Origin of the sequence: Paenibacillus sp. VMFN-D1 (assembly GCF_003386155.1) — a bacterium.
GTDB lineage: Bacteria > Bacillota > Bacilli > Paenibacillales > Paenibacillaceae > Paenibacillus_AQ > Paenibacillus_AQ favisporus.
Genome location: NZ_QRDU01000001.1, coordinates 2,692,594 through 2,719,268, shown reverse-complemented (window position 1 = coordinate 2,719,268; position 26,675 = coordinate 2,692,594). Strand labels below are relative to the sequence as shown.

25 protein-coding genes are annotated in these 26,675 nt (G+C 54.7%); 19 read left to right on the top strand and 6 right to left on the bottom strand.

The window, feature by feature from the left end; all coding sequences use genetic code 11:
• The first annotated feature begins 214 nt into the window (after positions 1–214).
• Positions 215–2,818: an exo-rhamnogalacturonan lyase family protein gene (locus tag C7820_RS12455; protein ID WP_116231762.1), complete on the top strand. Its 2,604-nt coding sequence runs from the start codon at positions 215–217 to the stop codon at positions 2,816–2,818.
• A gap of 53 nt (positions 2,819–2,871) precedes the next feature.
• Positions 2,872–3,606: a DUF1961 family protein gene (locus C7820_RS12450; protein WP_116231185.1), complete on the top strand. Its 735-nt coding sequence runs from the start codon at positions 2,872–2,874 to the stop codon at positions 3,604–3,606.
• A gap of 150 nt (positions 3,607–3,756) precedes the next feature.
• On the opposite strand, the gene C7820_RS12445 is transcribed toward C7820_RS12450, so the two are convergent.
• Positions 3,757–4,272 (bottom strand): ADP-heptose synthase, encoded by a 516-nt coding sequence (locus C7820_RS12445; protein ID WP_076167894.1) that lies wholly within the window; start codon positions 4,270–4,272, stop codon positions 3,757–3,759.
• A gap of 133 nt (positions 4,273–4,405) precedes the next feature.
• On the opposite strand from C7820_RS12445, the gene C7820_RS33435 reads away from it, so the two are divergent.
• Together C7820_RS33435 and C7820_RS12440 are read left to right on the top strand one after the other, a co-directional pair.
• The gene (locus C7820_RS33435; protein WP_181909013.1) at positions 4,406–4,564 is read left to right on the top strand and encodes a hypothetical protein; all 159 of its coding nucleotides are present in this window, start codon (positions 4,406–4,408) and stop codon (positions 4,562–4,564) included.
• Between the two features lie 88 nt (positions 4,565–4,652).
• Complete coding sequence (locus C7820_RS12440) at positions 4,653–6,401, top strand: ABC transporter ATP-binding protein (RefSeq protein ID WP_116231184.1); 1,749 nt, start codon at positions 4,653–4,655, stop codon at positions 6,399–6,401.
• An 83-nt stretch (positions 6,402–6,484) separates the two neighbouring features.
• Here C7820_RS12440 and C7820_RS12435 read toward each other — a convergent pair whose 3' ends face one another.
• Together C7820_RS12435 and C7820_RS12430 are read right to left on the bottom strand one after the other, a co-directional pair.
• A complete protein-coding gene (locus C7820_RS12435) occupies positions 6,485–6,937 on the bottom strand; it encodes a DUF441 domain-containing protein (protein WP_076167888.1) in 453 nt (150 codons plus the stop codon).
• 58 nt (positions 6,938–6,995) lie between these two features.
• The gene (locus C7820_RS12430; protein WP_116231183.1) at positions 6,996–7,985 is read right to left on the bottom strand and encodes a YpdA family putative bacillithiol disulfide reductase; all 990 of its coding nucleotides are present in this window, start codon (positions 7,983–7,985) and stop codon (positions 6,996–6,998) included.
• 389 nt (positions 7,986–8,374) lie between these two features.
• Between C7820_RS12430 and C7820_RS12425 the strand changes: the two genes are divergently transcribed.
• Positions 8,375–8,710 carry a DUF2087 domain-containing protein gene (locus tag C7820_RS12425; protein ID WP_116231761.1) on the top strand — a complete coding sequence of 112 codons (336 nt, stop codon included), beginning with the start codon at positions 8,375–8,377 and terminating at the stop codon, positions 8,708–8,710.
• A 434-nt stretch (positions 8,711–9,144) separates the two neighbouring features.
• The gene (gene rsgA / locus C7820_RS12415; RefSeq protein ID WP_258875222.1) at positions 9,145–10,233 is read left to right on the top strand and encodes a ribosome small subunit-dependent GTPase A; all 1,089 of its coding nucleotides are present in this window, start codon (positions 9,145–9,147) and stop codon (positions 10,231–10,233) included.
• A gap of 97 nt (positions 10,234–10,330) precedes the next feature.
• Here rsgA and C7820_RS12410 read toward each other — a convergent pair whose 3' ends face one another.
• Complete coding sequence (locus tag C7820_RS12410; RefSeq protein WP_116231181.1) at positions 10,331–10,957, bottom strand: FMN-dependent NADH-azoreductase; 627 nt, start codon at positions 10,955–10,957, stop codon at positions 10,331–10,333.
• Positions 10,958–11,168: 211 nt separating this feature from the next.
• Between C7820_RS12410 and C7820_RS12405 the strand changes: the two genes are divergently transcribed.
• The 3 genes from C7820_RS12405 (at position 11,169) to C7820_RS12400 (ending at position 12,812) form a co-directional block, all read left to right on the top strand.
• Entirely contained in the window at positions 11,169–11,696 is a 528-nt protein-coding gene (locus C7820_RS12405; protein ID WP_116231180.1) for a hypothetical protein, read from the top strand.
• A 97-nt stretch (positions 11,697–11,793) separates the two neighbouring features.
• Positions 11,794–11,931, top strand: a complete 138-nt coding sequence (locus tag C7820_RS33430) for a hypothetical protein (protein ID WP_167527256.1) — start codon at positions 11,794–11,796, stop codon at positions 11,929–11,931.
• A 215-nt stretch (positions 11,932–12,146) separates the two neighbouring features.
• Positions 12,147–12,812: an S-layer homology domain-containing protein gene (locus tag C7820_RS12400; protein ID WP_258875221.1), complete on the top strand. Its 666-nt coding sequence runs from the start codon at positions 12,147–12,149 to the stop codon at positions 12,810–12,812.
• A gap of 22 nt (positions 12,813–12,834) precedes the next feature.
• Here the strand turns inward: C7820_RS12400 and C7820_RS12395 are convergent, their stop codons facing one another.
• A complete protein-coding gene (locus C7820_RS12395) occupies positions 12,835–13,074 on the bottom strand; it encodes a hypothetical protein (RefSeq protein WP_076167876.1) in 240 nt (79 codons plus the stop codon).
• A gap of 523 nt (positions 13,075–13,597) precedes the next feature.
• Here C7820_RS12395 and C7820_RS12390 point away from each other — a divergent pair.
• The 10 genes from C7820_RS12390 to C7820_RS12345 all read left to right on the top strand — a co-directional run bounded on the left by C7820_RS12390 (position 13,598) and on the right by C7820_RS12345 (position 25,511).
• Entirely contained in the window at positions 13,598–13,930 is a 333-nt protein-coding gene (locus C7820_RS12390; RefSeq protein ID WP_116231179.1) for a hypothetical protein, read from the top strand.
• A gap of 87 nt (positions 13,931–14,017) precedes the next feature.
• Positions 14,018–18,007 carry a type VII secretion protein EssC gene (gene essC / locus C7820_RS12385; RefSeq protein ID WP_116231178.1) on the top strand — a complete coding sequence of 1,330 codons (3,990 nt, stop codon included), beginning with the start codon at positions 14,018–14,020 and terminating at the stop codon, positions 18,005–18,007.
• Between the two features lie 16 nt (positions 18,008–18,023).
• Positions 18,024–18,851, top strand: coding sequence for a hypothetical protein (locus C7820_RS12380; RefSeq protein WP_116231177.1), 828 nt, complete (start codon positions 18,024–18,026; stop codon positions 18,849–18,851).
• 6 nt (positions 18,852–18,857) lie between these two features.
• Entirely contained in the window at positions 18,858–19,913 is a 1,056-nt protein-coding gene (locus tag C7820_RS12375; protein WP_147306277.1) for a WXG100 family type VII secretion target, read from the top strand.
• Positions 19,914–20,040: 127 nt separating this feature from the next.
• Complete coding sequence (locus C7820_RS12370; protein WP_116231175.1) at positions 20,041–20,325, top strand: DUF4176 domain-containing protein; 285 nt, start codon at positions 20,041–20,043, stop codon at positions 20,323–20,325.
• 83 nt (positions 20,326–20,408) lie between these two features.
• Positions 20,409–20,684, top strand: a complete 276-nt coding sequence (locus C7820_RS12365; protein WP_076167864.1) for a WXG100 family type VII secretion target — start codon at positions 20,409–20,411, stop codon at positions 20,682–20,684.
• Positions 20,685–20,804: 120 nt separating this feature from the next.
• Positions 20,805–22,946, top strand: coding sequence for a protein kinase family protein (locus C7820_RS12360; RefSeq protein ID WP_116231174.1), 2,142 nt, complete (start codon positions 20,805–20,807; stop codon positions 22,944–22,946).
• 45 nt (positions 22,947–22,991) lie between these two features.
• On the top strand, positions 22,992–23,747 hold the full coding sequence (locus C7820_RS12355) for a vWA domain-containing protein (protein WP_116231173.1): 756 nt from the start codon (positions 22,992–22,994) through the stop codon (positions 23,745–23,747).
• A gap of 13 nt (positions 23,748–23,760) precedes the next feature.
• Positions 23,761–24,570, top strand: coding sequence for a hypothetical protein (locus tag C7820_RS12350; protein WP_258875220.1), 810 nt, complete (start codon positions 23,761–23,763; stop codon positions 24,568–24,570).
• 134 nt (positions 24,571–24,704) lie between these two features.
• Positions 24,705–25,511 carry an SDR family oxidoreductase gene (locus C7820_RS12345; protein ID WP_116231172.1) on the top strand — a complete coding sequence of 269 codons (807 nt, stop codon included), beginning with the start codon at positions 24,705–24,707 and terminating at the stop codon, positions 25,509–25,511.
• 88 nt (positions 25,512–25,599) lie between these two features.
• On the opposite strand, the gene gluQRS is transcribed toward C7820_RS12345, so the two are convergent.
• The gene (gene gluQRS, locus C7820_RS12340; protein ID WP_116231171.1) at positions 25,600–26,580 is read right to left on the bottom strand and encodes a tRNA glutamyl-Q(34) synthetase GluQRS; all 981 of its coding nucleotides are present in this window, start codon (positions 26,578–26,580) and stop codon (positions 25,600–25,602) included.
• Positions 26,581–26,675: the final 95 nt, after the last annotated feature.

Genomic DNA, 26,675 nt, shown 5'->3' with positions numbered 1-26,675 from the left:
TGACAGTTCGCGGAACCCCGCCAAGCACACTATTCAGGATGTATTCCACGGTTGCCCGCCCTCCTGCAAGAATGTGCAAGCCTGGTGAAAACGTGCAATGATGCCGCATCGGGCCCGCCAAGAAAGTGTCATTGCCGGGAAAACGGCCGTTCTCTACACTGAAGGCGTGATGACAAAAGCGGAAGCAAACGAATTGCCAAAAGGAGATGAGTCCATGAACGAAACCCGAGTAAACGTACGGTGGCTGAAGGACGCCCCGACGGTTCCGGCCGGGGTGACCTGGGGGATGCCGTGGAAGGAAGGACAGCTGCAGAGAGACGAGCCGCTGGCGCTGCATATGCAGGAGGGCGGTGAGTCTCCCATCCTGCAGAGCTGGCCGGCCGCGTATTGGCCTGACGGCAGTGTCAAATGGACGGCGCATGCGGCCGTTTTTCCAGCAGGAGTATCCTCTAGGTATGCCGTCGAGAAAGGCGAAGCCGCACGTACAGCACCAGCGTCCTCGTTGTCCGTTAGCGAGACGGATGAAGGCATCCATGTGGACACGGGGGGTTTTTCTTTTCATATTCCGAAGAGCGGCGGCCGGATTATAGGCAGCATACACCGAGGCGGAATGCTCGTCTGCTCCGGCGGCGAACTGGTCGCCATGAAGGAAAGCGTGAGCGAGCTGACCGGCGTGCGCACGATCCGGGAGGAGCGGTATCAATCGCGGATTTATTCAGCGAAGGTGGAGCAGGCTGGTCCGGTGAGAGCGGTCGTCAAGTTGACGGGCCGGCACCGCGCTGTGAACGGGACCGGGGAGTGGCTGCCTTTTTCGCTGCGGCTATACGCTTACGCGGGGCTGGAGTCCATCCGGATCGTGCACACGTTTTTTTACGACGGCAATCCGAACGAAGACTTCGTGAAGGGGCTCGGAATCCGATTCGCGCTGCCGATGCGGGAGAATCTCTACAACCGCCACGTCCGGTTCGCCGGCGATACCGGCTTTTTGAGCGAATCGCCGAAGACGCTGCATACGCGCCGGACGAAAGGCAAATATATGGAGCTGTTCAAGCGTCAGCTGGATGCCGAGACGCTGACCGACGAACAAATGAACGACGATTATTTTATGAACCTGCTGGACGAGTCGGCTTGCTGGGACGGCTTTAAGCTGGCACAGCTCTCGGCCGATCATTACCGGATGGCCAAGCGGACGCAGCCCGGCTGCAGCTGGGTCAAAGCCGCCGAAGGCCGCAGAGCGCGAGGCGTCGCCTACGTCGGCGGTCCAGGCGGGGGGCTGGCGCTGGCCATGCGCCATTTTTGGCAAAAGCACCCCGCCGGCATGGAAGCGCACGGGCTGACGGGAGACGAGGCGCAGCTAACCGCCTGGTTCTGGTCGCCGGAAGCTCCCGCCATGGACATGCGCCATTACGATACGAAGACACATGTCGAATCGTCGTACGAAGGCGCGGAGGAGATGAGGGCGACCCCTTACGGCGTCGCGAACACGAGTGAGCTGACGATTTGGTGCCGTGAATCGACTCCTTCGCCGGCGGAACTGGAGGCTTACGCGGCGTATAACGAATCACCTCCGCAGCTTGCGTGCGACCCCGACTACCTGCACAGTCAGGGTGCATTCGGCATTTGGAGCCTGCCGGACCGGGGGACACCGGTCAAAGCACGTCTGGAAGAGAGGCTGGACGGCATCATCGCTTTCTACCAAAGGGAGGTGGAACAGCGGCGTTGGTACGGGTTCTGGGATTACGGCGATTTCATGCACAGCTACGATCCGGCCCGCCACGTCTGGAACTACGACCTGGGCGGCTGCGCGTGGCAGAATACGGAGCTGGTTCCGAACATGTGGCTGTGGCTGATGTTTTTACGCTCGGGACGCGAAGATATTTTCCGGATGGCGGAAGCGATGACGCGGCATACGAGCGAGGTCGACGTATACCATTTCGGCGAATACGCCGGGCTTGGCTCCCGGCACAACGTCGTCCATTGGGGATGCGGCTGCAAGGAAGCCCGGATCGGCATGGCCGGCCTGCATCGGTACTACTACTATTTGACGGGGGACGAACGGATCGGAGACATGATGGACGAGGCGAAGGACGCCGATTATACGACTGTTCACATCGACCCGATGCGGGCCTATTTTCCGAAAGACGAGCACAAGACGCATATCCGGGTCGGCCCGGACTGGGCGGCATTCAGTTCAAACTGGATGACCCGCTGGGAGCGGCAGGAGGATTCATTCTACCGCGATAAGCTGCTGACCGGCATTGCATGCATCAAGCAGGCCAATTACGGCCTGATTTCCGGTCCGACCTACGGCTACGATCCGCAAACCGGCGTGCTGACGCCGATGGGCGACGACAACTGGGGCCGCCATTTGGCCCTCTGCATGGGCGCGCCGCAGGTGTGGTTCGAACTGTCCGCCATGCTGAAGGATGAAGAGTGGAACGAAATGATGGCCGATTTCGGCATTTTTTATAACCTCTCACAGGAAGAAAAGGACCAGATCACAGGCGGGGCCATCAGCGCGCAGCGGTTTGAGCATCCGGTGCTGACATTGGCGCTCGTTGCGTATGGGGCATGGTACCGGAAAGATCGACGGACGGCCGATTTTGCCTGGTCGACGCTCCTTGGGCACCGGTTTGCCTGTACGGACCTTGAGAAAGACGCCGCGGCCGTCACTTACGTTAACGAGCTGCGCGAGTTTGACTGGATGAACACAAACGAGGCGTCGCAGTGGTCGCTGAATACGATCATCAGCCTGGCGCTGATCCCGGACGCCCTGCCGGAAGAGACGGTATCGGCCGGACAGAAAGCGCAGGTATGACGCTCGATGAGGAGGCCATTCCGGCCTCCCTGGGAAGGAGGTAAGCATATCCGATGCAGACAGATCCATCCACCGGGGGCGGGTACACGCAGGACACCCGCAGCCCGCTTATTCCTAAAGGGTGGGACAGGATTTACGCGAATCCGCTCGCGAGGCCGGAGCATGCTGCCGGTTTTCGAATGGAAGGAGAGGCTGCCGTCACGTTTCCTTTGGGCCGGATGCGGCTCGAAAGCGTTCTGGACGAGGCCGAGGGGCAGCGCGCCAATTTTGTGCTGTGGTGCCCGCAGGATTTTCCGGCGGAGGCCGCCGTGTCCTGGGATTTTTGGCCGGTGCGCGAGCCGGGTCTCGCAATCATGTTTTTCAGCGCAAGCGGCAGGGAGGGCATGGATTTATTCGACCCTTCGTTCAAGCCGCGAACGGGAGAATACGATCAGTATCATCATGGCGATATGAACGCCTTTCACGTGTCTTACTTCCGGAGGAAATGGACGGAGGAGCGGAGGTTTCAGACATGCCATTTGCGCAAAAGCTACGGCTTTCATCTGGTGGCGCAAGGGGCCGACCCCATTCCAGGCGTGATGGATGCGTCAGGCCCTTACCGGATGCTGATCGTCAAGGAGGGGAGGCGCATTACCTTTGCCGTCAACGATCTCCCCTTGTTTGTGTGGGAAGAGGACGGAGTATCCTACGGACCGCCGCTTGGAGGCGGCAAGCTTGGCTTCCGCCAGATGGCGCCGCTGATTGCCGAGTATGCCAATTTAACTGTATATGCCAAAAGCGATCCTTAACCGGCGCATCCTGATAGATCAGGCCGATGGATGCTTATGGATTCGGCTTTGTGGAGGGCTGTCCGCAAAAATTGGGGCGGTCCAAATCCGAGACAAAACAAAAACTCCTTTCCGCCTGGAAAGGAGTTTTTGCTGCTGATCAAGACTTTATTAAATGTGCTGCGTATAGTTATCGGTTTCCACCGCAAACTGAAAATCCTCGATATCAAAAACATGCACAGGCACAGCAGCCTCGACGATCCGCTGGATCAGCTCGATCTGATCGGTGAGCACCGGGGCTTCCTCCCGCTGCGAGGACAGCAGCAGCTCTGTCTCAACCGGGTCGAACAGCTCGCCATAGGGAGCGGTGTCCATCGCGTTGATGACCGTAATCCGCGCCGATTCGCCTAGGAGGATCGAAGGACTCTTGGCCCAAGGCATATGGAGCGCTTTCTGAATTTTTTTCTTGTTCAGCGGTTCCTCGAAATAGGCGGTCAGCTCCTTGATTCTGGCCTTCACGTACCTGTCATCCTCCGCAGAGCTCATCAGCGGCTCGTCGCTGTCCTGAAGCTCATACAGCTCCAGCAGGCTGGTGTAAGGCACGATATATTCAACCGGGACGCTCGTCTGGAGCAATTCTCCATAGATCGCCACCATGACCGCTTCTGTAACGAATTGTCTAGACATCAAGAACCTCCTGAATCCTAAGTATCTAACCCAAGCTGACCTTGCCGGGATAATGTATAATGATCGATACAGGAACAAAGTCCGATCTTACATTTAAGGATATCTAATCATTGAAGGGGGGAAATGTCAACTCATGAGCGTTAGGAAAAGGCAATTCAGCCCGGATCGGACCGATTATAGCCGCTGCTCTCCCGCCGGACGGGGAGGAGTGCAGCGGTTTGCCGCATGCCGCGGCCGGGCGGATGGGATCCTGCGCCAAGCAGCGGATGTGGCTGACCTGAACAAGGTATGATATGAGAGGCGTCCGGATTGCCGGCGCATATTCGCCTCTACCCACGCCATTAGCCTGATTGACAGCCAGAAAGGAGAGGGAATGTTTTTTGGAATATTGGAAAGCTTATTACCGGTTTGTTAAACCTTATACGAAATGGATTATTTGTACGCTGATCATCGGCATGATCAAATTCGGCATCCCTTTGACGCTGCCGATGATTCTCAAATATGTAGTGGATGACCTGCTGCTTAACCCGAAAATGACGGTATCGGAGCAGGTTACCCGGCTGTTTCTTATTTTAGGGGGCGCGCTCGTCCTGTTTATTATCGTGCGGGGGCCGGTCGAATATTTACGGCAGTATTTTGCCCAACTGATCACGAGCCGAATTTTGTTCGACATGCGGAACCGCTTGTATGCTCACCTGCAGCGCCTGTCGCTCCGCTATTACCAGAATACGAAGGTAGGCGAGGCCATCTCTCGTTTTATCAACGACGTGGAGCAGACGAAAAATATCGTTGAGGTCGGCATGATGAACATTTGGCTGGACATGTTTACACTGCTGATTGTGCTGGGGGTGATGCTGTACCTGAACCCGGTGCTGACCCTGGTGTCCATCGCCATTCTTCCGCTTTACGGGATCGCGGTCAATGTGCTGTATAAGCGTCTCAAGAAGCTCACCAAGGACCGTTCTCAGGCGCTTGCCGGCATTCAGGCGTATTTGCATGAACGGATCCAGGGGATTTCCGTGATCCGTAGCTTTACCCTCGAGCGCTTCGATCATAAGCAGTTTACGGGCATCAACCAGAATTTCCTGAACAAAGCGCTGGCGCAGACGAGATGGAACGCGCTGACGTTCTCGATCATCAACACACTGACGGATATCGCCCCGCTGCTTGTGATCGGGTACGGCGGCTACCGGGTGATCCATCATGATTTGACCCTGGGCACGTTTGTCGCCTTTTTCGGCTATCTGGACAGGCTGTATGCGCCTCTCAAGCGTTTGATCAACTCTTCCTCGGTGCTTACGCAGGCCTCCGCCTCGCTGGAAAGAGTGATGGAATTGCTGAAGGAGCCGTACGATATTGTCGATGCGCCGGACGCGAAAACCCTTCAGGGGCCGGTTCAGCATATTTCGTTTGACGAGGTGTGGTTTAAATACAACGAGGGCAGCGACTGGGTGCTCAAGGATATCAGTCTCGAAATCAAGCACGGGCAGACCGTCGCTTTCGTCGGTATGAGCGGAGGCGGCAAATCGAGCCTCATTTCACTGATCCCGAGGTTTTATGACATTCAGCAGGGCAGCGTGTCCATTAACGGGCAGGATATCCGGAAGCTGACCCTTGAAAGCCTGCGAGGTTCAATCGGTATGGTGCTGCAGGATAACTTCCTGTTCAGCGGGTCAGTGAAGGACAACATTCTGATCGGCAACCCCGAGGCGAGCATGGACGAGATTCAAGCGGCTGCGGTTTCAGCCAACGCCCATGACTTTATCATGAATCTGCCGGACGGGTATGATACGGAAGTCGGGGAACGGGGCGTCAAGCTGTCCGGTGGGCAGAAGCAGCGCCTGGCCATCGCCCGCGTTTTTTTGAAAAATCCGGAAATTCTTGTGCTGGACGAGGCAACCTCCGCACTGGACCTGGAGTCCGAGCATCTCATTCAGCAGGCACTGCAATCGCTGGCTTCAAACCGGACGACGCTGATCGTCGCCCACCGGCTCTCCACGATCACCCACGCGGACCAAATTGTCGTGATGGAGCACGGGATGATTACGGAACAGGGAACGCATGCCGAACTGATGGCTTTGGACGGAAGTTATGCACGGCTGTATAATGTGCAGCACCTGGAGGTTTAAACAAAAAAAGAAGAAACCCGCGTCTTCAAAAGACCGGGTCTCTTAACATTTTGAAGAGGTGTCCATAGCGGGCGCCTCTTTTTTTAACTTTTGCCGATCAGCAGGGACAACAGCCCCGCCGCAATCAAGGGCCCTACCGGAACGCCCTTGAACAAGGCGACGCCAAGTACCGTTCCGACGAGCAGTCCGGCAACGATGGTCGGATTGGCTGACATCAGGGAGGCACCGCGGCCGCCAAGATAAGCGACCAGCATCCCGATGGCGATCGCCAGCAGGGACTTCCAGTTCAGAAAGGAGCTTCCGAGCATTTGCAGGCTCATTTTTCCGCTGGCCACCGGTGTCATGACGCCGATGGTCAGGATAATGATACCCAGTGTCAAGCCGTACTTCTCCAGCCAGGGAAACGCCTGCTGTAAATGCAGCACCCGCAGCAGCAGCAGGATGGTCATCGCCACGGTGATGGTCGTGTTGCTGCTGATAATGCCGAGGGCGGCGAGAATCAGCAGGATCAGTGATGTAAAATCCGTACGGAACATCTCCTTTCTTTGACAGCCGAAAGTACCGCCGCATTGTGATGTGTATGTCGACGCGGACTTATTGCTGCGAAGCCCGAACGGCGGCGATATGCTCGGCAATCAGCCCGCCGTGCTTGCGGCCGGTTTCGATAAAGACCTCGTTCGCATTGCGGCCGGACGCGATGACGCCTGCCACATAAAGTCCCGGTACATTGCTCTCCATCGTTTCCGGGTTGAACAGCGGCTTCTCCATATCCCCGTCCAGCTCGACGCCACAGGAAGCCAGCAGCTTCCGGTCCGGCCGGAATCCGGTTAAGGCAAGCACAAAATCGTTATCGATTTCGGTCGTATGCCCGTCTTTATCCTGGATGGTGATGGACGATTCCCGAATTTCGGTGACCTTGGATTGCACGTGGACCTCTATTTTCCCCTTTTTCACCATCGCTTCAAACACCGGGCGCACCCACGGCTTGATGTTCTCGGAAACCTCCTCGCCCCGGTAGACCATATGGATGTTCGCCCCAACGCGAATCAGTTCCATGGCCGCGTCAACCGCCGAGTTGCTGCCGCCGATGATCGCCACGTTCATCCCGGTATAAGGATGGGCCTCACGGAAGTAATGCGTAACTTTATCCAGATCTTCGCCGGGGATGCCTATGTAATTCGGGTGGTCGAAATAACCGGTGGAAATCACGACGTTTCTGGCTTCATATTGATGTTTTTGTCCGCTGCGGTCAACGGTATGTACCACAAAGGAATGATCCGGCTGCCGCTCCACGGACAGCGCTTCTTCGTACTGGGAGATGGACAAGTCGTAATGATCCGCTACCTTGCGGTAGTAGGACAGGGCCTCGTACCGAAAAGGCTTCTCGTTCGGGGAAGGGAACGGCACATCACCGATCTCCAGCAGCTCCGCCGTACTGAAAAACTGCATGTGGGTCGGATACAGGTAAATGGAGTGGACCAAGCAGTGCTTCTCAATAATATGTGTCGATAGTCCGCGGCGTCCGCATTCGATGGCGGCCGATAGTCCGCATGGACCGGCTCCGATAATAATGACGTCTTGCATGAATTTCTCCTCCTCTGTCTATAAACCACTCACGTTTTATCGTATCGCAAATTTCCGCTAAAAACCACCATGGACAGCCAATAGAGATCCGCACATGGCGGCTCGCGGCTGACCTTTTTACGTGAACATGCTGCATATACGGTGATTTTTACATATGCCGTTGACAAATTGGTTTGATCGACATAATATTAGATACATATCAAATTAGATGTTTATTAAAATTATTGATTTTAGTATTTCGGCGGGCTATCCGGCTTGATGGCAGGAGATCATTTGCAGCCTGGTTCCTTCCGGAAAGCGCTCGGTATATTTTACCCAACCTTTCACGGGATTTATCAAAGGTGGTCCGGCCGAACATCGAATGAGCAATGAAGGGAGCTGGCATGTATATGAGTAAAGCAGACGAAAAGCAGAAGGGAACCTCCGATCCGGTGAACGTTGCCATGAAGGCGGCGGTGTTGAGAAACTTTTTTGCGGCGGACGGGAGGCTGGCGCAAATACCAGCCCAGTACAAGAAGAAATTGATCGCCATGCAGTATCTGGTGGAGAAGCTTGAGCCGGGACGCCGTTACACGGAGAAAGAAATCAACGCGTTTATACAGCAGTTTCATGATGATTACGCAACGATCCGGCGCGAGTTTATCATACACCGGTACATGTCGCGGGATAACGACATTTATGAAATGAACCCCCGGGACCAGTGGACGAAGTGGGAGCAGGTTTGATCCCGTCCGGAAATTAAGGCTTGACATGAAACAAGCATTCCGTATATGATGGCAGCAAATGACAGGAAAGGAGACGATATAAAATGATGAAGAGCATTGTATGGAACTTGACCCCTTTAACATTTTATATACGGTCTCCTTTGACGGCTGGATAATCGATCGGATTTGAGGACTCACGTCTGATCATACGGCATTTCATCAGCAGGCATCGTTTCATGTTTGCCGAATAAGCCGCGGAGACCCACATGGGTTGCCGCGGCTTTTTTGCGTTCGGTAACGTTTCGGTATGGCATTACAGAGTTGGTATGCCTTTCCGGACGTTTCGGTTTGCGCATAAAAGGGAAATGCTCTCTGATTGATTCAGAAGTCATGCCCCCGGAGCCTAAGCTTCGGGGGCTTTTTGTCATTCATTCACGAATTGGAGGGATTTTTACTTGAATTTAGAGCATTATGGATGGAATACGGATTGGCAGCAGAAATGGCTGCAGCGAGATCGCAAGCAGCACGTTCCCGGCCGCATCGTCAGCGACTTCGGTCAAATGTACCGGGTCTGGACCTCAGCGGGGGAAGTATGGGGAGAAATATCGGGCAGGCTGAAGCATGAGCATCAGGACCGGAGTGAGCTGCCGGCTGTGGGCGACTGGGTGGAAGTTCAGGTGCTGGAGCAGGAGGAGCGGGTGATCATTCACAGCGTCCTGGAACGTAAAACCTGCATCTCCCGGCAGGCCGCAGGAGTGGCCACCGTCAATGAGCAGATCATCGCCTCCAACGTCGATACGCTGTTCCTGGTCAGCTCACTCAATGACGATTTTAACGTCAGGCGCATGGAAAGGTATTTGATCATGGCCTGGAACAGCGGCGTGACCCCGGTTATACTGCTCAGCAAGGCCGATCTATGCCCGGACGCGGAGCTGAAGGTCGCTGAGATGGAAGGGGCGGCGCCGGGGGTACCGGTTCACGCCATCAGCGCGCTGGAAGATATCGGACGCGACATCGTCTCCGCTTACCTGGGGGAAGGGATCACCGTGGCGCTGACCGGCTCATCCGGCTGCGGCAAATCGACCATCGTCAACTGGTTGTCCGAAGCCGGCGTGCAGAAGACTCAAGGGATCCGCGAAGATGACAGCCGGGGGCGTCATACGACGACGCACCGGCAGCTGTTCCTGCTGCCCCAAGGGGGCATCATGGCTGATACGCCCGGCATGCGCGAACTGCGGCTGTTCGAAGACGAAGGAGGCCTGGCCCAAGCGTTTTCCGACATCGAGGAGATCGGCGGCCGGTGCCGCTTTGCGGACTGCAAGCATGAAGGCGAGGCGGGATGCGCCGTCCGGGAAGCGGTGGAAGCAGGCGTACTGGAGGAACGGCGGCTGTCCAATTACCATAAGACCCAGCGGGAGCTGAAGTTTCAAGCGGTAAAAGAAGCACGAAGCAGGCGCAAGGCTGATCCGAAGGGGCGGGGATCCAAAAGCGGGGCCCCGCGCAAATCCTCATCCTATTGGACGAAGCAGCTGATGGATGAATAAGTCAGCAAAAAACCACGATGGTATCCATCGTGGTTTTTTGGGCTGGAGATCGTTGTCCAGCTTCCGTGCAAATCATTTTATAAGCAGATAAGCAGGATTAGAAGTTCTTGGCGGCTTCGACAGCTTTGGCTACACCGGCTTCAACCAATGCGGCAGCCTGATCCGGAAGCTGGTTATGGCCTTCAACGATAATGGTGGTTACATCTTTGATGCCGAACAGACCCATGCTGCGCGAAACGAAGTTGACGGCCATTTCGCTGACAGCGGCAGGGCCTTCGGAATAGATGCCGCCTCTCGCATTGAGGATAGCGACCTTCTTGTCGCCAGCCAGACCTACAGGGCCCTCCGGCGTATATTTAAAGGTTTTGCCTGCGCGGTTCAGGTAGTCCAGGTACGAATGAAGCACGGCCGGAACGGTCATGTTCCACAGCGGGAAGCCGAAGACGATTTTGTCGGCGGCCAGGAACTGATCGAGGTAGCGGTCGGCGATCGCTGCCGCTTCACGTTCCTCAGGTGTCGTTTCGATGCCGTTAGCGGTTTTATACAGGCCGGTAATCGTCGTATGGTCGTAATAGCGCGGCTGCTCGGCGAACAGGTCCAGCTCCACGATTTCGTCCTCCGGATGAGCTGCCGTGTAGGAATCCTTGAAAGCATGATACAGCTTCACGCTGATCGCCTGGTCAATGGGACGGTTGTTTGCTTTGATAAAAAGTACAGTAGACATGGTGTAAACTCCTTTAAGTATAAAATAATCACTAACTATGATAAATATAGTAAAAGAAAATGTTTAAAAAGTCAAAAAAATATTTTTTGAGCAGAAACAGATGTCGAATGATGACGAAAATATTTTTATTGTAAAAGCGCTTTCTTTCCTGGTCATAATGGGACTAGTCATTCCAATATATAATAGTAAGGAATAGGGAGGTGGGGGAAGGATGGGCTTTTATCATCTGTTTTGGGGATTTTTGTTTTTGTTTGATTTCCAAATCTCCGGTTTTGACATTTTACCCGACGTGATCGGCTATCTGCTGTTCTATGTTGGGCTGGCCAAGTTGAACCGGCGCTCCGAGCATTTTCGCAAAGCCGGGAACACGGCGGCTGTCCTGCTTGGTGTGTCCGCTCTTGCCCTTGTTTTGTCGGTCTTGCCCCGGGCTTCCGCAGCGATCGGAATTCCGCTGGACCTGGTCATCCTCCTTCTGAATTTGTATATGGTATTTCATATTTGTCAGGGAATCGGCGCTCTGGCTGGAAGGAGAGGTCTGTATCAGTTTCAAAGCATGGCTCTCCAGCGCTGGCAGTGGTATTTGCTGCTCGTGCCCGCGATGTTCGTCGTCCTGCTCATCGCTGCCCTGCTTCCAGCTGCGGCGCTCATTCTCGGGCTCTTGCTGATTGTGGCGTCTTTTGTCATAAATGTTCTAATGATGCTGCTGATGAGGGAAGCCGAGCATCACCTGCGCCGCTAGGCGCTGATTAAAGGTGGAAACGGCTGGGTATATATTCAAAACAGGAAGAAACTCCCTGGGTTTATAAGGAAAATTCAATGACAAGGAGAGGATGGGCATGTCCATTGACCGCTTTATTTTAAAAAAATTGGACTCCTGCCAAGAAGAACATACGCGCGCCAATCTAGTGCAGCTGTTCAAAATCCGCATCCAGAAAGCAGAAAGAGCAACCGGTTTCCATACGGGCAGACACTAGTACATGACGATCAGGGGAGCCTTCACGGAATACTGGTTTACGATATCGAACTTTATCCTTTTGCAAGGTCCCCCGAAAATGCCGAAATAGCTTTCATGAAGGAGCCCCACTTTGTGGGGTTATTTTGTGCCTTTTACCCGTCTGTGCAACCTTTCGATCCACCAAGCCGTCAAACAGATCAGATTGGAAAATATTACGCATGGAGTGGATGCATCGTGAACAAATTGCTGCAGGGAGCCGTTGTGATCGCGGCGCTGATCGGCCTGGCCGCTTCACCGTCGCAAATCTACGCGGACGATTCCTTTAAGGATTTAACCGGAGTCCAGGAGAAAGAAAAAATTGAGAGCCTTCATGCCCGTGGATTGGTTCAGGGGATGACTGGCGACGAATTCCGGCCGCAAGCCGCGCTGACCGCGTCGCAAGGGGTGACGATGATCGTCAAGTCGCTGAAGCTGAATTTGGATGGCATCGCATTTATTAAGAAGCCGGAGGCAAAAGACGTGTTTACCCGCGTCGCCAATGACGCCTGGTACGCTCAGCCTTTTATCGTCGCCCATTATAATGAACTGGATATCCCGGCTAGCATCGAACCCGGCCGGACGCTGACCCGTGAAGAGTTTATTCACTATCTGGTTCAGGGCATCGAGCGCACCGGAGCATATCCTTTGCCCAAAATATACATTCAAATCAAAGACGAGGCGAGCATTACCCCATCGTACCAGGGAACGATTGAGCGTGCTTTGGTATATAAGGTTACGGCGTTAGACCCGGAAGGGAACATCCATCCAAAGGATCCGATATCCCGTGCCGAGGCGGCAGCCATGATCTATGAGGCGGTTGCTTTTGTGGAGTCCCATGAGCAGGTGAAGTCCCAGCCTTAATATAAAAAAAACACCATCCCTCTTAATAGAGGGACAGTGCGAGGGTGTCGTTTTCGCTCTTGCTGTGAAGGATGGCTTCGGAACCTTCGATTTCAATGCTGATCAGCGAATTCAAGCATTTTTGAAGTGCTCTTTTTCCGTTTTGAATTTTATTTTCCAAGGTGCCACTCAGCAGCTTCATTATTTTTGAAACAGGTTGTTTGCAGTCGGTTGTAAAATATACGGGTACTACTTTGTTTTGGAAGTTAATTAGTATTCTCATAGAAATCACCTCATTCGTGTTATTCCATACCTGTATTGTACCTGCCAAATATTAAAAAAACCTTAAAGAAAACTTATAAATAGTTAAATTGCACACAATTTTTCGGAAGTGAATATAATTAGAGGCTTCCGATTTTTTGTGTGCTTTCAAAACCTGCGGCCCTAAAAATACGCCAAGGCTATAAATCTTTTAAGAGGGAACTTGCTTATCTTGAATCTGCCTGTGAAACTGGGTATCAGGCATTATTTTCGGAGTGATAAAATAGGACCAGTATCTCCTTGAAAATGGATATAAAATCAGTTACATACAGATAAATCCATCTAAAAATAGTACATAAGAACTATAAAACTCTAGAAGGCCGAGAATTAAACTAGTTAAAATGTCACAAATTGACAGGATTATGCACTGATGTTACATTATCATAAGGTTACAAAGTTTTCATATTTTCGCTTGGGTGTGCTGAAAGTTGCTTCAATTACAATAAATGAGCTATTTCTACTATGGCAAGAAGGAGAGAACACCTTTGATTCTAACCGTGATGATCAGCGGCCAGGAAAGAGACTGGTTTGATGTCGAAGTGCCGGATGACTGCCCGGCGGCCCACCTAAAGGATATGCTGGGCGTTCGAATCTATGGGGAGGCTCCGCCTGAAGGGTCGCAATATATATTAGAAGGCAAATTTCCCGAGGGGCTCTGGTTCCCGGTAAAGGATGCCCAGGACGTAGCTGAAGCAGGACTTAGGGAAGGCTGTATGGTCCGAATCCAGCGGGCCTTTTCGACCACGACGGAAGAGGCGCCGAGCTTCGGCAGAAGAAATTTGTTTCAATGTGAATGGAATCGGGTAATGGAAAGTTAAAAATGTTTTTTTGAATTCCTGAACACTAGTACTTATTGCATGGGTAACCTGAAGGATTTTGGATGCCAAAAGAGGGGTTGACGCATTATGAATGTGTTATATCAACGTTCGCCCAGAATCAAACCGACGATCAAGGAACAGCGGCTGGACATCCTGAGGCCGCCGGGCGAGCCGAGTAAACCATCATTTTCTTTGGTTTCGATCATCCTCCCGGCAGTGATGACCATCTTCAGCATCGGTTTGTTTATCTACATGAACCTTACAGGGAATATAGCGAACAACACGTACGTCATGTTTCAAATGGTTTCTGTTGTCATGATGCTTACATCATATACGATCCCTTTCATCGCTTATCTGGGAAACAAAAGGAAATATAAAGAACAGCTGAACGAACGCATCACCATGTATTATGCGGAACTGGACAAGCTCAGGAAGGAGCTTGCCGCAGGGCAGAAGGAACAAGTGGACGTGCTGTACGATATCCATGGAGACCCCGATGTCTGCTTTCATATTGTAAAAAACCGGAACAGTTCCTTGTGGGAACGTTCACCGGAAGACGACGACTTTCTGCATACGCGGATTGGTACCGGCAGCCTGCCGTTTCATACAAAGGTAAAGGCGCCGAAGCCCGAAGGCTACGTCAAGGATCCGCTCCTCGAAGCGGCGCAGTCGCTCGAAGAAGAGTTTCAGACTGTGCCGGGATCCTCTATCGTATTGCCGCTGTTTCAGGCTAAAGTCGTCGGGATCGTCGGCGATCGCGAGTCCGTCATGAACGCGCTTCGGGTGGTCGCCGTCCAGCTGGCCGTGCGGCATTCGCCGGATGAGGTGAAGCTGGCGGCGTTTTATGAGGAAAAGGATGCCGGAGACTGGGATTGGATGAGATGGCTGCCCCATGTCTGGGACGAGGACAGATCATCGCGTTATATGGCGGACCGCCGCAGCAGCGCCCACCAGCTGGCGGATGAATTGTTTCAGCGGCTGGTAAGGCGCAAGACGTCCCGTGCTTTTTCCGGCCGGAAGATCGCAGCCCAGCTGCCGGCCTATGTCGTCGTTCTGGCGGGGAGCGGGCAGATCGAAGAAGAACCGCTCCTGCCGCTGCTGCTGGAGGACGCTGCCGAAGTCGATGCCTGCACGATCATTATATCGGACCGCAAGGAGAAGCTGCCGATGCAGTGCCAGCTGATCGTTGATATGTCCCAGGGAAGCGGCCAGTATTCGCTGAAACGGGAAGACGGTTCTTTTGAATTGCAAAGCTTTGAAGCCGATACGATTACGCTGGAAAAGGCGGACGCGCTCGCCCGCTATATGGCCCCGATCCGGCTTAAGCGTTCGTCGGCTTCGGAGATTCCATCGCTGCTGTCCTTGTTCGACATGCTTGGTCTGGAAGACATCCGGGCGTGGGATGTACGCAGCAGGTGGAGGCACAACCGTTATCCGGAGAGCTTTCCCGTTCCGCTCGGCGTCCGGGCCGGGGGCAAAAAAGTCATGCTCAACATTCACGATAAGATCGAACGGAACGGTCACGGCCCCCATGGCCTGATCGCAGGCACGACGGGATCCGGCAAAAGCGAAGTGATTCAATCGATCGTCGCTTCCCTGGCTGCGGAATACCACCCGCATGACCTGGCTTTCATGCTGATCGATTATAAGGGCGGCGGCATGTCCAACACGTTTAATCATCTTCCGCATGTTGTCGGAACGATCACGAATTTGAACAGCAGCCTGATCGAAAGAGCCAAGGTCTCGCTGAAGGCCGAACTGGTCAGACGCCAGAAAATACTTAACGAATCGGGCAATCTGCAGCATATCGATGAATATTATAAGCTGCTTAGACAGCGGCAAGGACAACCCCTTCCGCATCTGGTCATTATTATAGATGAATTTGCCGAACTGAAGCGGGACCAGCCCGAGTTTATGGATGAATTGATCAGCATAGCGGCGATCGGCCGCACGCTGGGCGTTCACCTGATTCTGGCCACCCAAAAGCCGGCAGGAGTCGTTGACGAGAAAATATGGAGCAATGCGAGGTTCCGCATCTGCCTCCGCGTTCAGGATGAAAGTGACAGCCGGGATATGCTGAAAATTCCCAATGCCGCCTGGATCACCAAACCGGGCAGGGGCTACCTTCAGGTTGGCAGTGACGAAGTGTTCGAGGAAATGCAGTTTGCATGGAGCGGGGCGCCTTATTTGGACCCTGAGGCCTCCCTTGAGAAACGGGCGGTAAGCGAAGTCGGACTGAACGGCAAGCGGGAATGCCTGTTGTCCGGTGGCATGGCCTCGGCCGAAATGCTGACGCAGCAGCCGAAGCGGCAGCTGCAGGTATTTATAGATCAGCTCGCCCGGACTGCGGAAGAAGAGGGGATTATCCGCCTGCAGGGCCCGTGGCTTCCGCCGCTTCCGGAGCATTTGGAGCTGGACGCCGTCATGCAAGGGACGGATGCGGACAACATTAATGACATCGCCGGTATAGCCGGCCTGATGGACGATCTGCCGAACCAAAGCCAGAGGCTTCTGACCATCCCGATGCAGCAAGGACATTGGGCTGTGTACGGGATGCCGGGCCTCGGCAAATCGACCTTTGTCCAGTCCCTTCTCATGTCGCTGGCAAGATTGTACTCGCCGGCGGATTGGAACGGTTACGTTGTGGACATGGGCCGGGTCATGCGCGATTTTACGGGGCTTCCCCACATCGGGGCAGTCATGACGGCCGAAGAGGAGGACCGGATCAAGCGGCTCTTCCGGTTTCTGATGAAGTCGGCAGCTCACAGGAAAGAATTGTTCGCCGAAGCAGGCGTAAAGACAGCAGCCGCTTACAGATCGTTCCGTCCTGGTTTGCTGCCTCAACTGGTCATCGTTATTGACGGCTATTTGAACTTCCGCAACATCTACCCTGAGGAAAACGAAACGCTGGAGTTCCTCCTCCGTGAAGGAGCGGCTCTAGGCATGACATTTGTCGTAACGGCCAACCGGATTTCTGATATATTCGAGAAAGTGCGGAGCAGTCTGACGAACGCTTTGACCTTCGAGCTGGCCGACTCCGCCGATTATTATTATGCTGTCGGCAGACCGGGACGGATACCGGGCAGTCTGCCGCCGGGAAGAGGTCTGGTGAAGGGGTACCAGCCGCCGCTGGAATTTCAGGCGGCTTTGCCGGCCGTTGGAAAAGATGAGATGCAGCGCACGGAAGCGCTCCGAAACCGAATCCAGCTGATCCGCTCTTTGTATCCCGAGCAGCAGGCTCCGGAGATCGGGAAGCTGCCTGACCGTGTCACGCTCAGGGAGCTGCTCCCGCCGGCAGCCGGTTACGACCGGGATCTATTGAACGGCCGCAGCCTCAAGGTGCCGCTCGGGCTGGCAACCGATGACCTGGACCCTTTCGGGGTCGACCTGCAGGAAGGTCCGCATTTTATCGTAGCAAGCCCAATGGAAGGGGGGAAAACCTCCTTCCTGCTGAGCTGGATGCTGTCCCTCGCACACCGCTATCCGCCGGAAGTGCTGCAGATGTATACCATCGATACCCGTTATGGGAACCGCGGACTGAGCCAATTGGCGGAACTTCCGCATATTCAGGCTAGCGCCAGCCGCGAGGAAGAGCTTGGTCCGCTGATTCAGCGACTGTATGAACAGGTACAAGCCCGGAGTCCAGGCCAGGAAGCGCCGGCTGCCGTGCTTGTGATCGATGATGCGGACCTGTTGGCGAAACAGCTCCAGGATTTTACAGTGAAAGAGCAGCTGACGGCGATCGTCCGCCAGGGCCGCGACCGAAATGTGCATGTGATCGTTTCAGGCGTGCCCGCTGATTTACCGACGTTCGGCGCAGACTGGTTTAACGATATTAAATCCTGCCAAAGCGGATTTTTGTTCGGGACTTTAGACCCTAACGATTTATCGTTCTTTCGTATTCCGTTTTCGGAAGCGAGTCATACCCAGGGGAGCTTGAAAATCCTTCCGCCGGGACAAGGGTACTATATTAAACGGAAATATTTCAGGGTTAAGGCCGCAATTCCGTTTGATGACTATTGGAACAGCCATCGCTGGGTTGCCGAAATTCGCGACCGATGGCATGTTGTCGTTTGAGGGGAGGTGGCTCATAATGTTGACGATTCATGCTTCCAGACAGGACACCATTACACTTGATAATAAAGAATTCTTTTTTCTTGCCGGGATTCTCGGTTCGGACCGGCTTCTCGGCGTGGAAGACCCGTTTCAAGGATATCTGGCCGAAGAGATCTCGGAAGAATGGGATATTGTGAAAGCCTCTTTGCTGGAAAAGGGTTACCTCATTGAGGAAGAGAACGGCATAGAATTGTCTATGCCGCCCAAGATCTTTTCCAGAGTGGCGATTGCCGGCTTGGCGCAGCGGTCCTGCTGGCTTAAATATGTTCAAAACGACGAAACGTTCGAAGGCTATCTTCATGTGACCAACGAACGTGTCGTTCAAGTATGCAAATCCGCAGAGGATTGCCAGTACAAACTGGATGAGCTCGGGACCGTCGAGGAGGCCTGCCGTACGCTGGTGGAGGAAATGGACTTGAAAAACTTCGCGCCGATGGAGACGCCGGCTTTGCTTCTCTCTAAAAAGAAGTTTGCCCATCTCTTCAGCCATACCTCGGAAATTCCGTTCGAAGAGCTCGGCGACCAATTGGTAAAGGCAACAAACGATGTGGAAGGTTCTATCGCGCTTGCCAAATGCATGAAGTACCGCACGGGTGAAGGTGAGCTGCAATTGTCGACTTGGACCGGCAGCGGCTGGGAGTCGCAAAATGCGGCGTTTATGGTCAATGACACGATGAACTGGCTCGTACGTATGAGCATCAAAGGGGATCAGGACTGGCTGACGGCCATTCCGGCGAGCAGGGAGCAATTTGAGGAAATGCTGCTTCAGTGGCTGAAGCAGCCTGCAGAATTAAATGGAAGGTGAGAGTCCGTGCGTATTTCTGTTGAACCGGAGTCACTCCGGTCTTTAAGCCGTCAGTTAGATAGAGGCAGTGAACAAATTCGGGAAATGACGCTCGCCTTGAATCAGGCGCTTGGGAACTTTAGGGGAGAAGCGGCTTTCCCGCAATCCGTAATGGACGAATGGCAGTCCGCACACCGGCAGGGGGAACAGATCTATGCCATGCTGAAGGATATCGGCAAATGGATCGAATCCAAGGCATCCGAATTTCAAACCGCAGACGAGCAGCATCATTCCATTCTGAACGATACCTTGATGTACTCAAACCCCGCACTCATGTTCCAGTCGGCGGCCGTCTCCGGGAGAGAACCGATTCTGCCTGGATATGGGCTGACAGACGGGACGGTCTCCAATCCGTTATCCGCTGTTCAAGCCGTCCACGCCGAAGCTGGGGGCAGTTACTCGGGTTGGAACAGCCACGGGACGGCTGCCGCCGGAGCGGCGGCTGGGTTAGTGACTTTGATGGCAGGAGCTGTACTTCCTGCTGCTAAAGACGCACGCTTGGGTATAAACAAAAACGAGCATGCCGGAAGTGCCAAGTTTTTGCTGGAGCGGGCCGCTAACAATCCTACAGCCTGGAGGTTCATCGACCCCAAGGCAGCGGGCAAAATCCGAACCCTGGGACAAGGACCGGGCGGCCATTCGGGAAATGAAGGCCCTCCGGGAACCGGAACAAAGCGTGAGCTGCAGCAGGAGAGCGGGGAAGAGGACAGGGCTCCCGGCCATCTCATGATCAATAACGGTATAGGTCTGGGTGCGATAGCTGGAAGTACGGCCATCGGGGCTGCGGTCGGATCCGTCGTTCCGGCAGCCGGAACCGCTGTGGGGGCATTTGTCGGTCTGGCCTCGAGTCTCGTCATTTCGGCTGTAACCGACATCGAAGTCGCCGGTAAAACGCTGAGAACGCGTGCCTCAGGCGGGATGGACTTGGTGTCCGACTCCGTCAAGGCGGTTACCCATGGGGCGAGCATACTGGCGGACCAGGTGAAGGACAAGCTGAAGTCGCTGGGCATGCGTTTTGCCTGAAACGGAACCCAGCAGTAGACGTGAAGTACCCTGTTATTTCTATCTGCATCTGATTCTATCACCGGATCGTGATTACCGGCTGCTTACCCATGAAGAATACATACTTAAATGAGAGGACGGACAAGCGATGGATAATGGGATTCCTTCACAAGCTTTGCTTCCGCTCGGATCTGTGGTTCTTCTCAGAGGAGCACAGAAGAAGCTGATGATTTATGGACGTAAGCAGATTCATCAAGAAAACAATCAGATGTATGATTATTTGGGGGTCGTATACCCGGAAGGATATATTGATCCGAATTATACATTTTTGTTTAATCATGAAGATATCGACAGGATTGAGTTCAAAGGCTTTTTTAACAGCGAAGAGGAACAATTTCAAAAAATACTGTCGGAAGTATCCGCGACAAGCTAAGCCAAATGGCATTTGTGATGTGCAGCCAGAGTTTAAGATACCCGAGGAAAGCATAGGAAACCGATAAAAGGGGAGGGACCATCATGTCAGGACGTATTTTGATTTCACCGGAACAGGTGGAGGCGGTCGCCAATCAATTTAAGCAGAGCGGAGAGCAGAGCCAGCAGCTCGTAGCGAGCTTGTCCCAAGCGATCCAGGGGATGGAGGGCCAATGGGAAGGCCTGACGAAGCAGCGGTTTTTCCAGGAGTTTCAAGAAGCCGGCAGACAGATGCAGTCATTTGTCCAGATTCTGAACAGCATCAGCCATGAGCTTGGGGCCATTGCCCAGAAATTCCGCTCTATCGATGAAACGAGATAATTTTAGCCATTCAAGTTACGGTTCATTTACAGTAGAATAAGATCGTAGGAATCATCAACCGGGTGTATTTACTCCCGGTTTTCTTGCAGTCCACAAAGTTTAAGTGAAAGGGGGGTGTCCATGTCTTTTCAACCGAATGCGGGAGATGAGATGGTTATTAACGGGGTGCTGTACCGCGTTGGCCAGCATCCTGCCGCTCCCGGGTTAGCTTATGCGCAGGCAGGAAGGCAGGGAATCGTCTATCAGCTGATTCCTGCCAGCGGGCAGCTTCATGAAGCAAAAGCTTTAAAAGTGTTTTTTCCGAAGTACCGTATTCCTGCGATGGTGTACCAGTCCGAAATGATGGAAATGTACAGTGAAAGTCCGGGTTTGCAGGTCTGCAGACGAGACGTGCTCACTCCCGAAAGAAACGAAAGCCTGATTGCCGAGCATCCTGATCTGCTGTATGCGGTGCTCATGCCCTGGATATACGGGCATACCTGGTTCGATATTATGACCGACCAGCGCCGGCTGCTTCGCGGGGAGAGCCTCGCGCTGGCCAAAGGGCTGGCGGCCATCGGATCGGGGATGGAGCAGCGCGGCTTGGCGCACTGCGATTTGTCGGCACCCAATGTCATGCTTCCGTTTTTTTCTGAAGTGGAATTGCCGGAACCGCGAAGCGTGGTCGAACTGGTAGACATTGAGCAGATGTACAGCCCGAAGCTGGACAGGCCTGATGTGCTGCTGGCGGGTTCACCGGGGTATGCCGCGCACCGGACGGTGCAAAGCGGGTTGTGGAGCGGTTATGCCGACCGGTTCGCCGGTGCGGTCATCATTGCGGAAATGCTGGGTTGGTGCGATCCCCAAGTCGTGGAGAAGGCCTGGGGGGAAAGTTATTTTGATCAGCCTGAACTGCAAAATCCGTGCGAGCGGTACTTTATTCTGAAAAATTCCCTGGAACGGAACTGGGGAGCGAGGACGGCAGAGCTGTTTGCGCGGGCCTGGGAAAGCCAGGATTTGAGCAGCTGTCCGACGTTCGGCGAGTGGCTGGTGCTGCTGTCGACGATGACGGAGAACAGCGAAACCACGGATGAAAGCGTTACGGAGAAACAGGATGCGGTTCAACCGGCGGAGTCTCCGGAGCCGTTGGTTTCCGCTTCCTCCCCAGCTTTTCGGCCGCCGGCGGTGCCCACTGCCAGAAGTTTCGTGGCAGCGGCCGCTGAGCGGGCGGCTGCCCTGACGAAGAAGGAAGAAGCCGCGTCTGGTGATCAGGATGTCGTCAACAGGCTGTTTCACCAGGCCAGAGAGCTCGAATCGAGTGGAAATCTAAGCGGTGCTCTGGAGGTGTACAAGTCCGCCCACCATTTTGTCAGCGAAGGCTCACCGATGGAGATTGAGCTGGAAGCTGCGATACGCGGACTGGAATCCGAGCTGAATCCGCCAGGCCCCGATCGGAAGCCGGACAAGGTTCCTTTTTACCAGTCGCGTAAATGGCTGACTTCGGCGGCGGTTGTCATCCTGCTTCTCGTCGGGACGGCGTTTGCCGTCAACCAAATCGTTGCCGACCATTCGCCAGGGAAGCACATGGAGGCGGGAGCCGGCACGAAGCCAGGCGGTGAGAAAGCTCCTGCGGTCCCGGATACAGCGCAAACGGATCAAAAACAGGAGGAAGCGGACCGGCAGGCCGAGCTGCAGAAGCAGGAAGCCGCGCGGAAAGAGGAAGAAGCCCGAAAACAGGAAGAAGCCCGGAAACAGGCGGAAGCGCAGCGCCTTCAGGCCGAGGCCGAGCAGAAAAAGCTTGAGGAGGCGCGCAAAGCCGAAGAGCGCAAGAAACTGCAGGATCAGTACGCGGTCCAAGCGAAATATGACGCCTATTTGCAGCAGCAGAAGGAAAAAGCAAAGAAAAAGGCTGCCGAGCGGAAAAAGCTGCAGGAAATGTACCAGAAGCAGGCGCAGTACGAAGCTTATCTTGCTTATCAACAGCAGAAGGAAGCGAAGGCGAGGGCGGAAGCGGAAGCTGCCCGTAAAGCAGCCGAGGCGAAGGCGCAGCAGCTGAAGCAGAAGCGTTCCGGCCAGGTCGTCCAGCTGATCGCTTACTACAATCAGGCCTTTAACGCCCAGCGGGGCGGCAACATTGAACGGGCGCGCTCCTACGCCAAGGATTTCGCCCGCCTGTATGAGCAGGATGCGGCGTATTTCAAATCCGTCGGCAAGGTGGGAACGCGGGCGTCGGCCATCTACAAATTCCTGTCCAATGGCTCTTACTCGCTGCCTGACGTTTAGACATAGAAAAAACTAAGGAATTAATCAAAGGGGAGTTGTTTACTGATGAACTATACGATCCAGGCTTCCCAGCGGACTCCGGCGCTGATCATCTATCTGATCGACATCAGCGCATCCATGAATATGCTCATGGACGGCAAACGGCGCATCGACGTGGTGTACGAAGCACTGTCGCTTGCGATCCGCCAAATGGTGTACCGGTCCACGAAAGGGAACCGGCTGACGCCCCGGTACCGGATTGCCATCCTGGCTTACAGTGACGACGTGTACGATCTGCTGAACGGAATCAAAGGGATCGACGAAATTGCAGCGGTCGGTTCCCTGCCGGACTTGACCCCGAGGCGGTTTTCGGATTCGGCCAAAGCTTTTCAGCAGGCAGAGAAAATATTACAGGCCGAGCTGCCGCGCATGCAGGACTGCCCGGCTCCCCTCGTCTGCCACATGACGGACGGGGTGACGACCGGAGAGGATCCCGAGCCGATCGCACGGCGCATCATGAGCATGAGCGTGCCTGACGGGAACGTGCTTGTGGAGAACATCTTCATATCCGATCACATGCTCGACCAGCCGATTGCCCAGCCGCGCCGCTGGAGAGGCATCCTGCCGGATACGCTCCTTCACGATGAGCATGCGGTAAAGCTGAGAAACATGTCATCTCCGCTTCCGGAGAGCTATCGGGACATGCTGGTCGAAGCCGATTATCTGCTTGCCCCGGGGGCGCTGATGATGCTTCCGGGAAGTTGTGCGGAGCTGGTATCCATCGGTTTTCAAATGTCGGCGGCCACGCCGGTAAGAGCTTAGGAGGGATCCGCCTGTGAAAATAAACTCGGCAGCAACCGGTGACATGTTTACGTTTATCAGCTCCCAGACCCAGGAGCAGCCGCTCGCTTCCCATTCGGGACGGGTACTGTGCAGGTACGCTTACGGACGGGCGATGGAGACGCTGCTGCAGGGAGAGAACGGACAGGATTTCGTCGGTGTGCAGACGTACGGTGACGTGTGCAACTTTGTGCTGTGTGACGGCGTCAGTATGAGCTATCAAGGTGATTTTGCCGCCCGTTTTCTCGGCAACACGCTGCTGGATTGGCTGGACCATACGCGGGACTGGTCTTCGGCCGGATTTACGGAGTTCATAACTTCCATCACCGAATCCGCTTCGGCGCAGCTTCGGCGGTTAGCTCCACCGGGCGGGGTTCCCTCCTTACTTCGGGAGGTGCTGGAGGACAAGCAGCGTATGGGCAGCCAATCCATGTATATTTGCGGGCGGATTGAGCTGCCTATAAGCAGAAAGAAGCAGGGAAGACTGTGGATGGCGTGGCAGGGAGACTCGCGGCTGCGATTTTGGAAAGACGGTCTGGAAGTCAGCGAGCACTTTGATGACACCTTTCGGACCAATGAGCGGTGGTCCACGCTAACCGGTCCGGTCGGCGGCAAACCGCATGTGTACCAGACCCGGCTGGATTACGGCATGCCGATGCGACTGCAGCTGTATACCGACGGGCTCGCCGATCTGGACCCGATCCATCAGGTGCTGCCGGACGAGCTGATCCAGGTTTTGCTCGATGCGCCCCATACCGAAGGGCTTCAGGATGATGCCGCTTTTCTTGAATTGCAGTGGTCGTAATGAACGGCTTGCTGCTGGCTGACCCTTTGCGGGTATAAAATTTGTTTGCTGCGCGATGATTAAGCTGACCTCCTTTATGGGTAATCTTGAGACAGATAACTATATTTGATGAGGATGAAAAAGGAGAGATAGCGATGAGTCAGCAGCAATACAACAGACAGCGATTCGAAGGGAAAACGGCGATTGTTACCGGCGCAGGCTCCGGCATCGGGAAAGCGGCGGCGATCAAACTGGCGCAGGAAGGCGCTAACGTGGCCTTATTTGATCTGATTAATGAACGGACTTCCAAGACGGAAGCGGAAATCAACGCGATCCGCGAAGGAGCGGCCCGCGCTTTTGACGTGGATACTTCCGATGCGGCACGCGTGGAGAAGGCGGTGCTGGAAACCGCGGAGCTGTTCGGCTCCGTGGATGTAGTGTTCGCAAACGCTGGCATCAACGGCGTGCTGGCCCCGATTGAGGAGATGCAGCTGGAAGACTGGCAGCAGACGCTGAGCGTCAATCTGAACGGTACGTTTTTGACGGTGAAATACGCGATTCCGCATCTGAAAAAAAATGGCGGAAGCGTCATTATCACCAGCTCGATTAACGGCAACCGCACCTTCTCCAACTTCGGCATGTCGGCTTACAGCACGTCCAAAGCCGGGCAGGTCGCTTTCGCCAAAATGGCGGCGCTGGAGCTGGCCAAGTTCAAAATCCGCGTCAACGTCATTTGCCCCGGCGCGATCTCGACCAACATCGATGAAAGCACGGAGAAAACGGAAGAGCTGAAGGAAATCGTCATCCCGGTCAAGTTTCCGGAAGGAAGCCAGCCGCTCGCCGACGGGCCAGGTCAGCCGGAAGACGTGGCGGATCTGGTGGCCTTCCTGGCTTCGGACGAGTCCAAGCATATTACGGGAGCGCAGATCATTATCGACGGTGCGGAATCGCTGTTGGTTTAACAGCTTTTCGGTATATATAAAAACGGCAGCTCAAGCGGTGGATACCCTTGAGCTGCCGTTTTTGTTGCGGCCGTATCGTGAGAACCCTTTAACTTTCGTACAACTGGGCAAAGAGCTCTTCTGTCATGACGATCGGCTCGGCTGGAATGAGGCTCATATCAAACCGGCCGATCAGCTCCTGGGGAGCGGCCGGATCCGGCGTGGGCACGAGTCCGCCGATCCAGGCCAGCCAGCCGGTGAGCTTGGCCGGGGATACCCCCTGCTCCCGAAGCGCCGCCAGGCTCGTGTTCCCGTGCCGCTTCGCCAGGCGTTTGCCGTCCGTTCCCATAAACAGGGGAACGTGGGCAAAGGCAGGAATCTCCCAGCCCAGCGCCTGGTAGAGCTGGATCTGCCGCGGCGTTGAATCCAGCAGGTCGGCGCCCCGCAGAACGTGCGTGACCTGCATCATGGCGTCGTCCACGACGACAGCCAGCTGGTAGGAAAACATGCCATCCGCCCGCTTGACGATAAAGTCGCCGGTGGCTGCCGGGTCGAAGCTGTGCCGTCCGCTGACGCCGTCGATGAACGCTACCGGCTCCTTCCCGACCCGGTACCGGATGGACGGCTGTTTCAGCTTGGCCTTGGCCGCCCTCTCTTCCGGGCTGAGATTCCGGCAGGTGCCGGGATAGGCCGGCCCTTCCGCGGCGAGTCCGTGCGGTGCGCTGGCCGCGGATAGGAGATCGGCCCGGCTGCAGAAGCAGGTGTACAAGGCGCCCTGCTTCTGCAGCTTGCCTAAGGCGTCCTCGTAATGCTGAAGCCGTTCGCTTTGCGTATAGGGAGCATAGGGACCACCGACGTCGGGCCCCTCGTCCCAGTCGATGCCAAGCCAGCGCAGATCGTCCAGGATCTGCCGGGCCAAATGCGGCTTGGACCGGGGCTTGTCGATGTCTTCCATACGGAGGATGAAGCTTCCGTGCCCGGAGCGGATTTGCAGCCAGGCCAGCAGGGCGGTCCAGGCGTTGCCGATATGCATTTCCCCGGAGGGGGTCGGGGCAAACCGTCCGCGCAGCTTCGGGTTGGTTGGGTTCATGATGCTGTCTCCTTTCCCCAAACATCAGTCAGGTCGGTCAATCCGAATGGATACATTTTATAGCAAACCTGAATAGATATCCAGCACATGCAGGC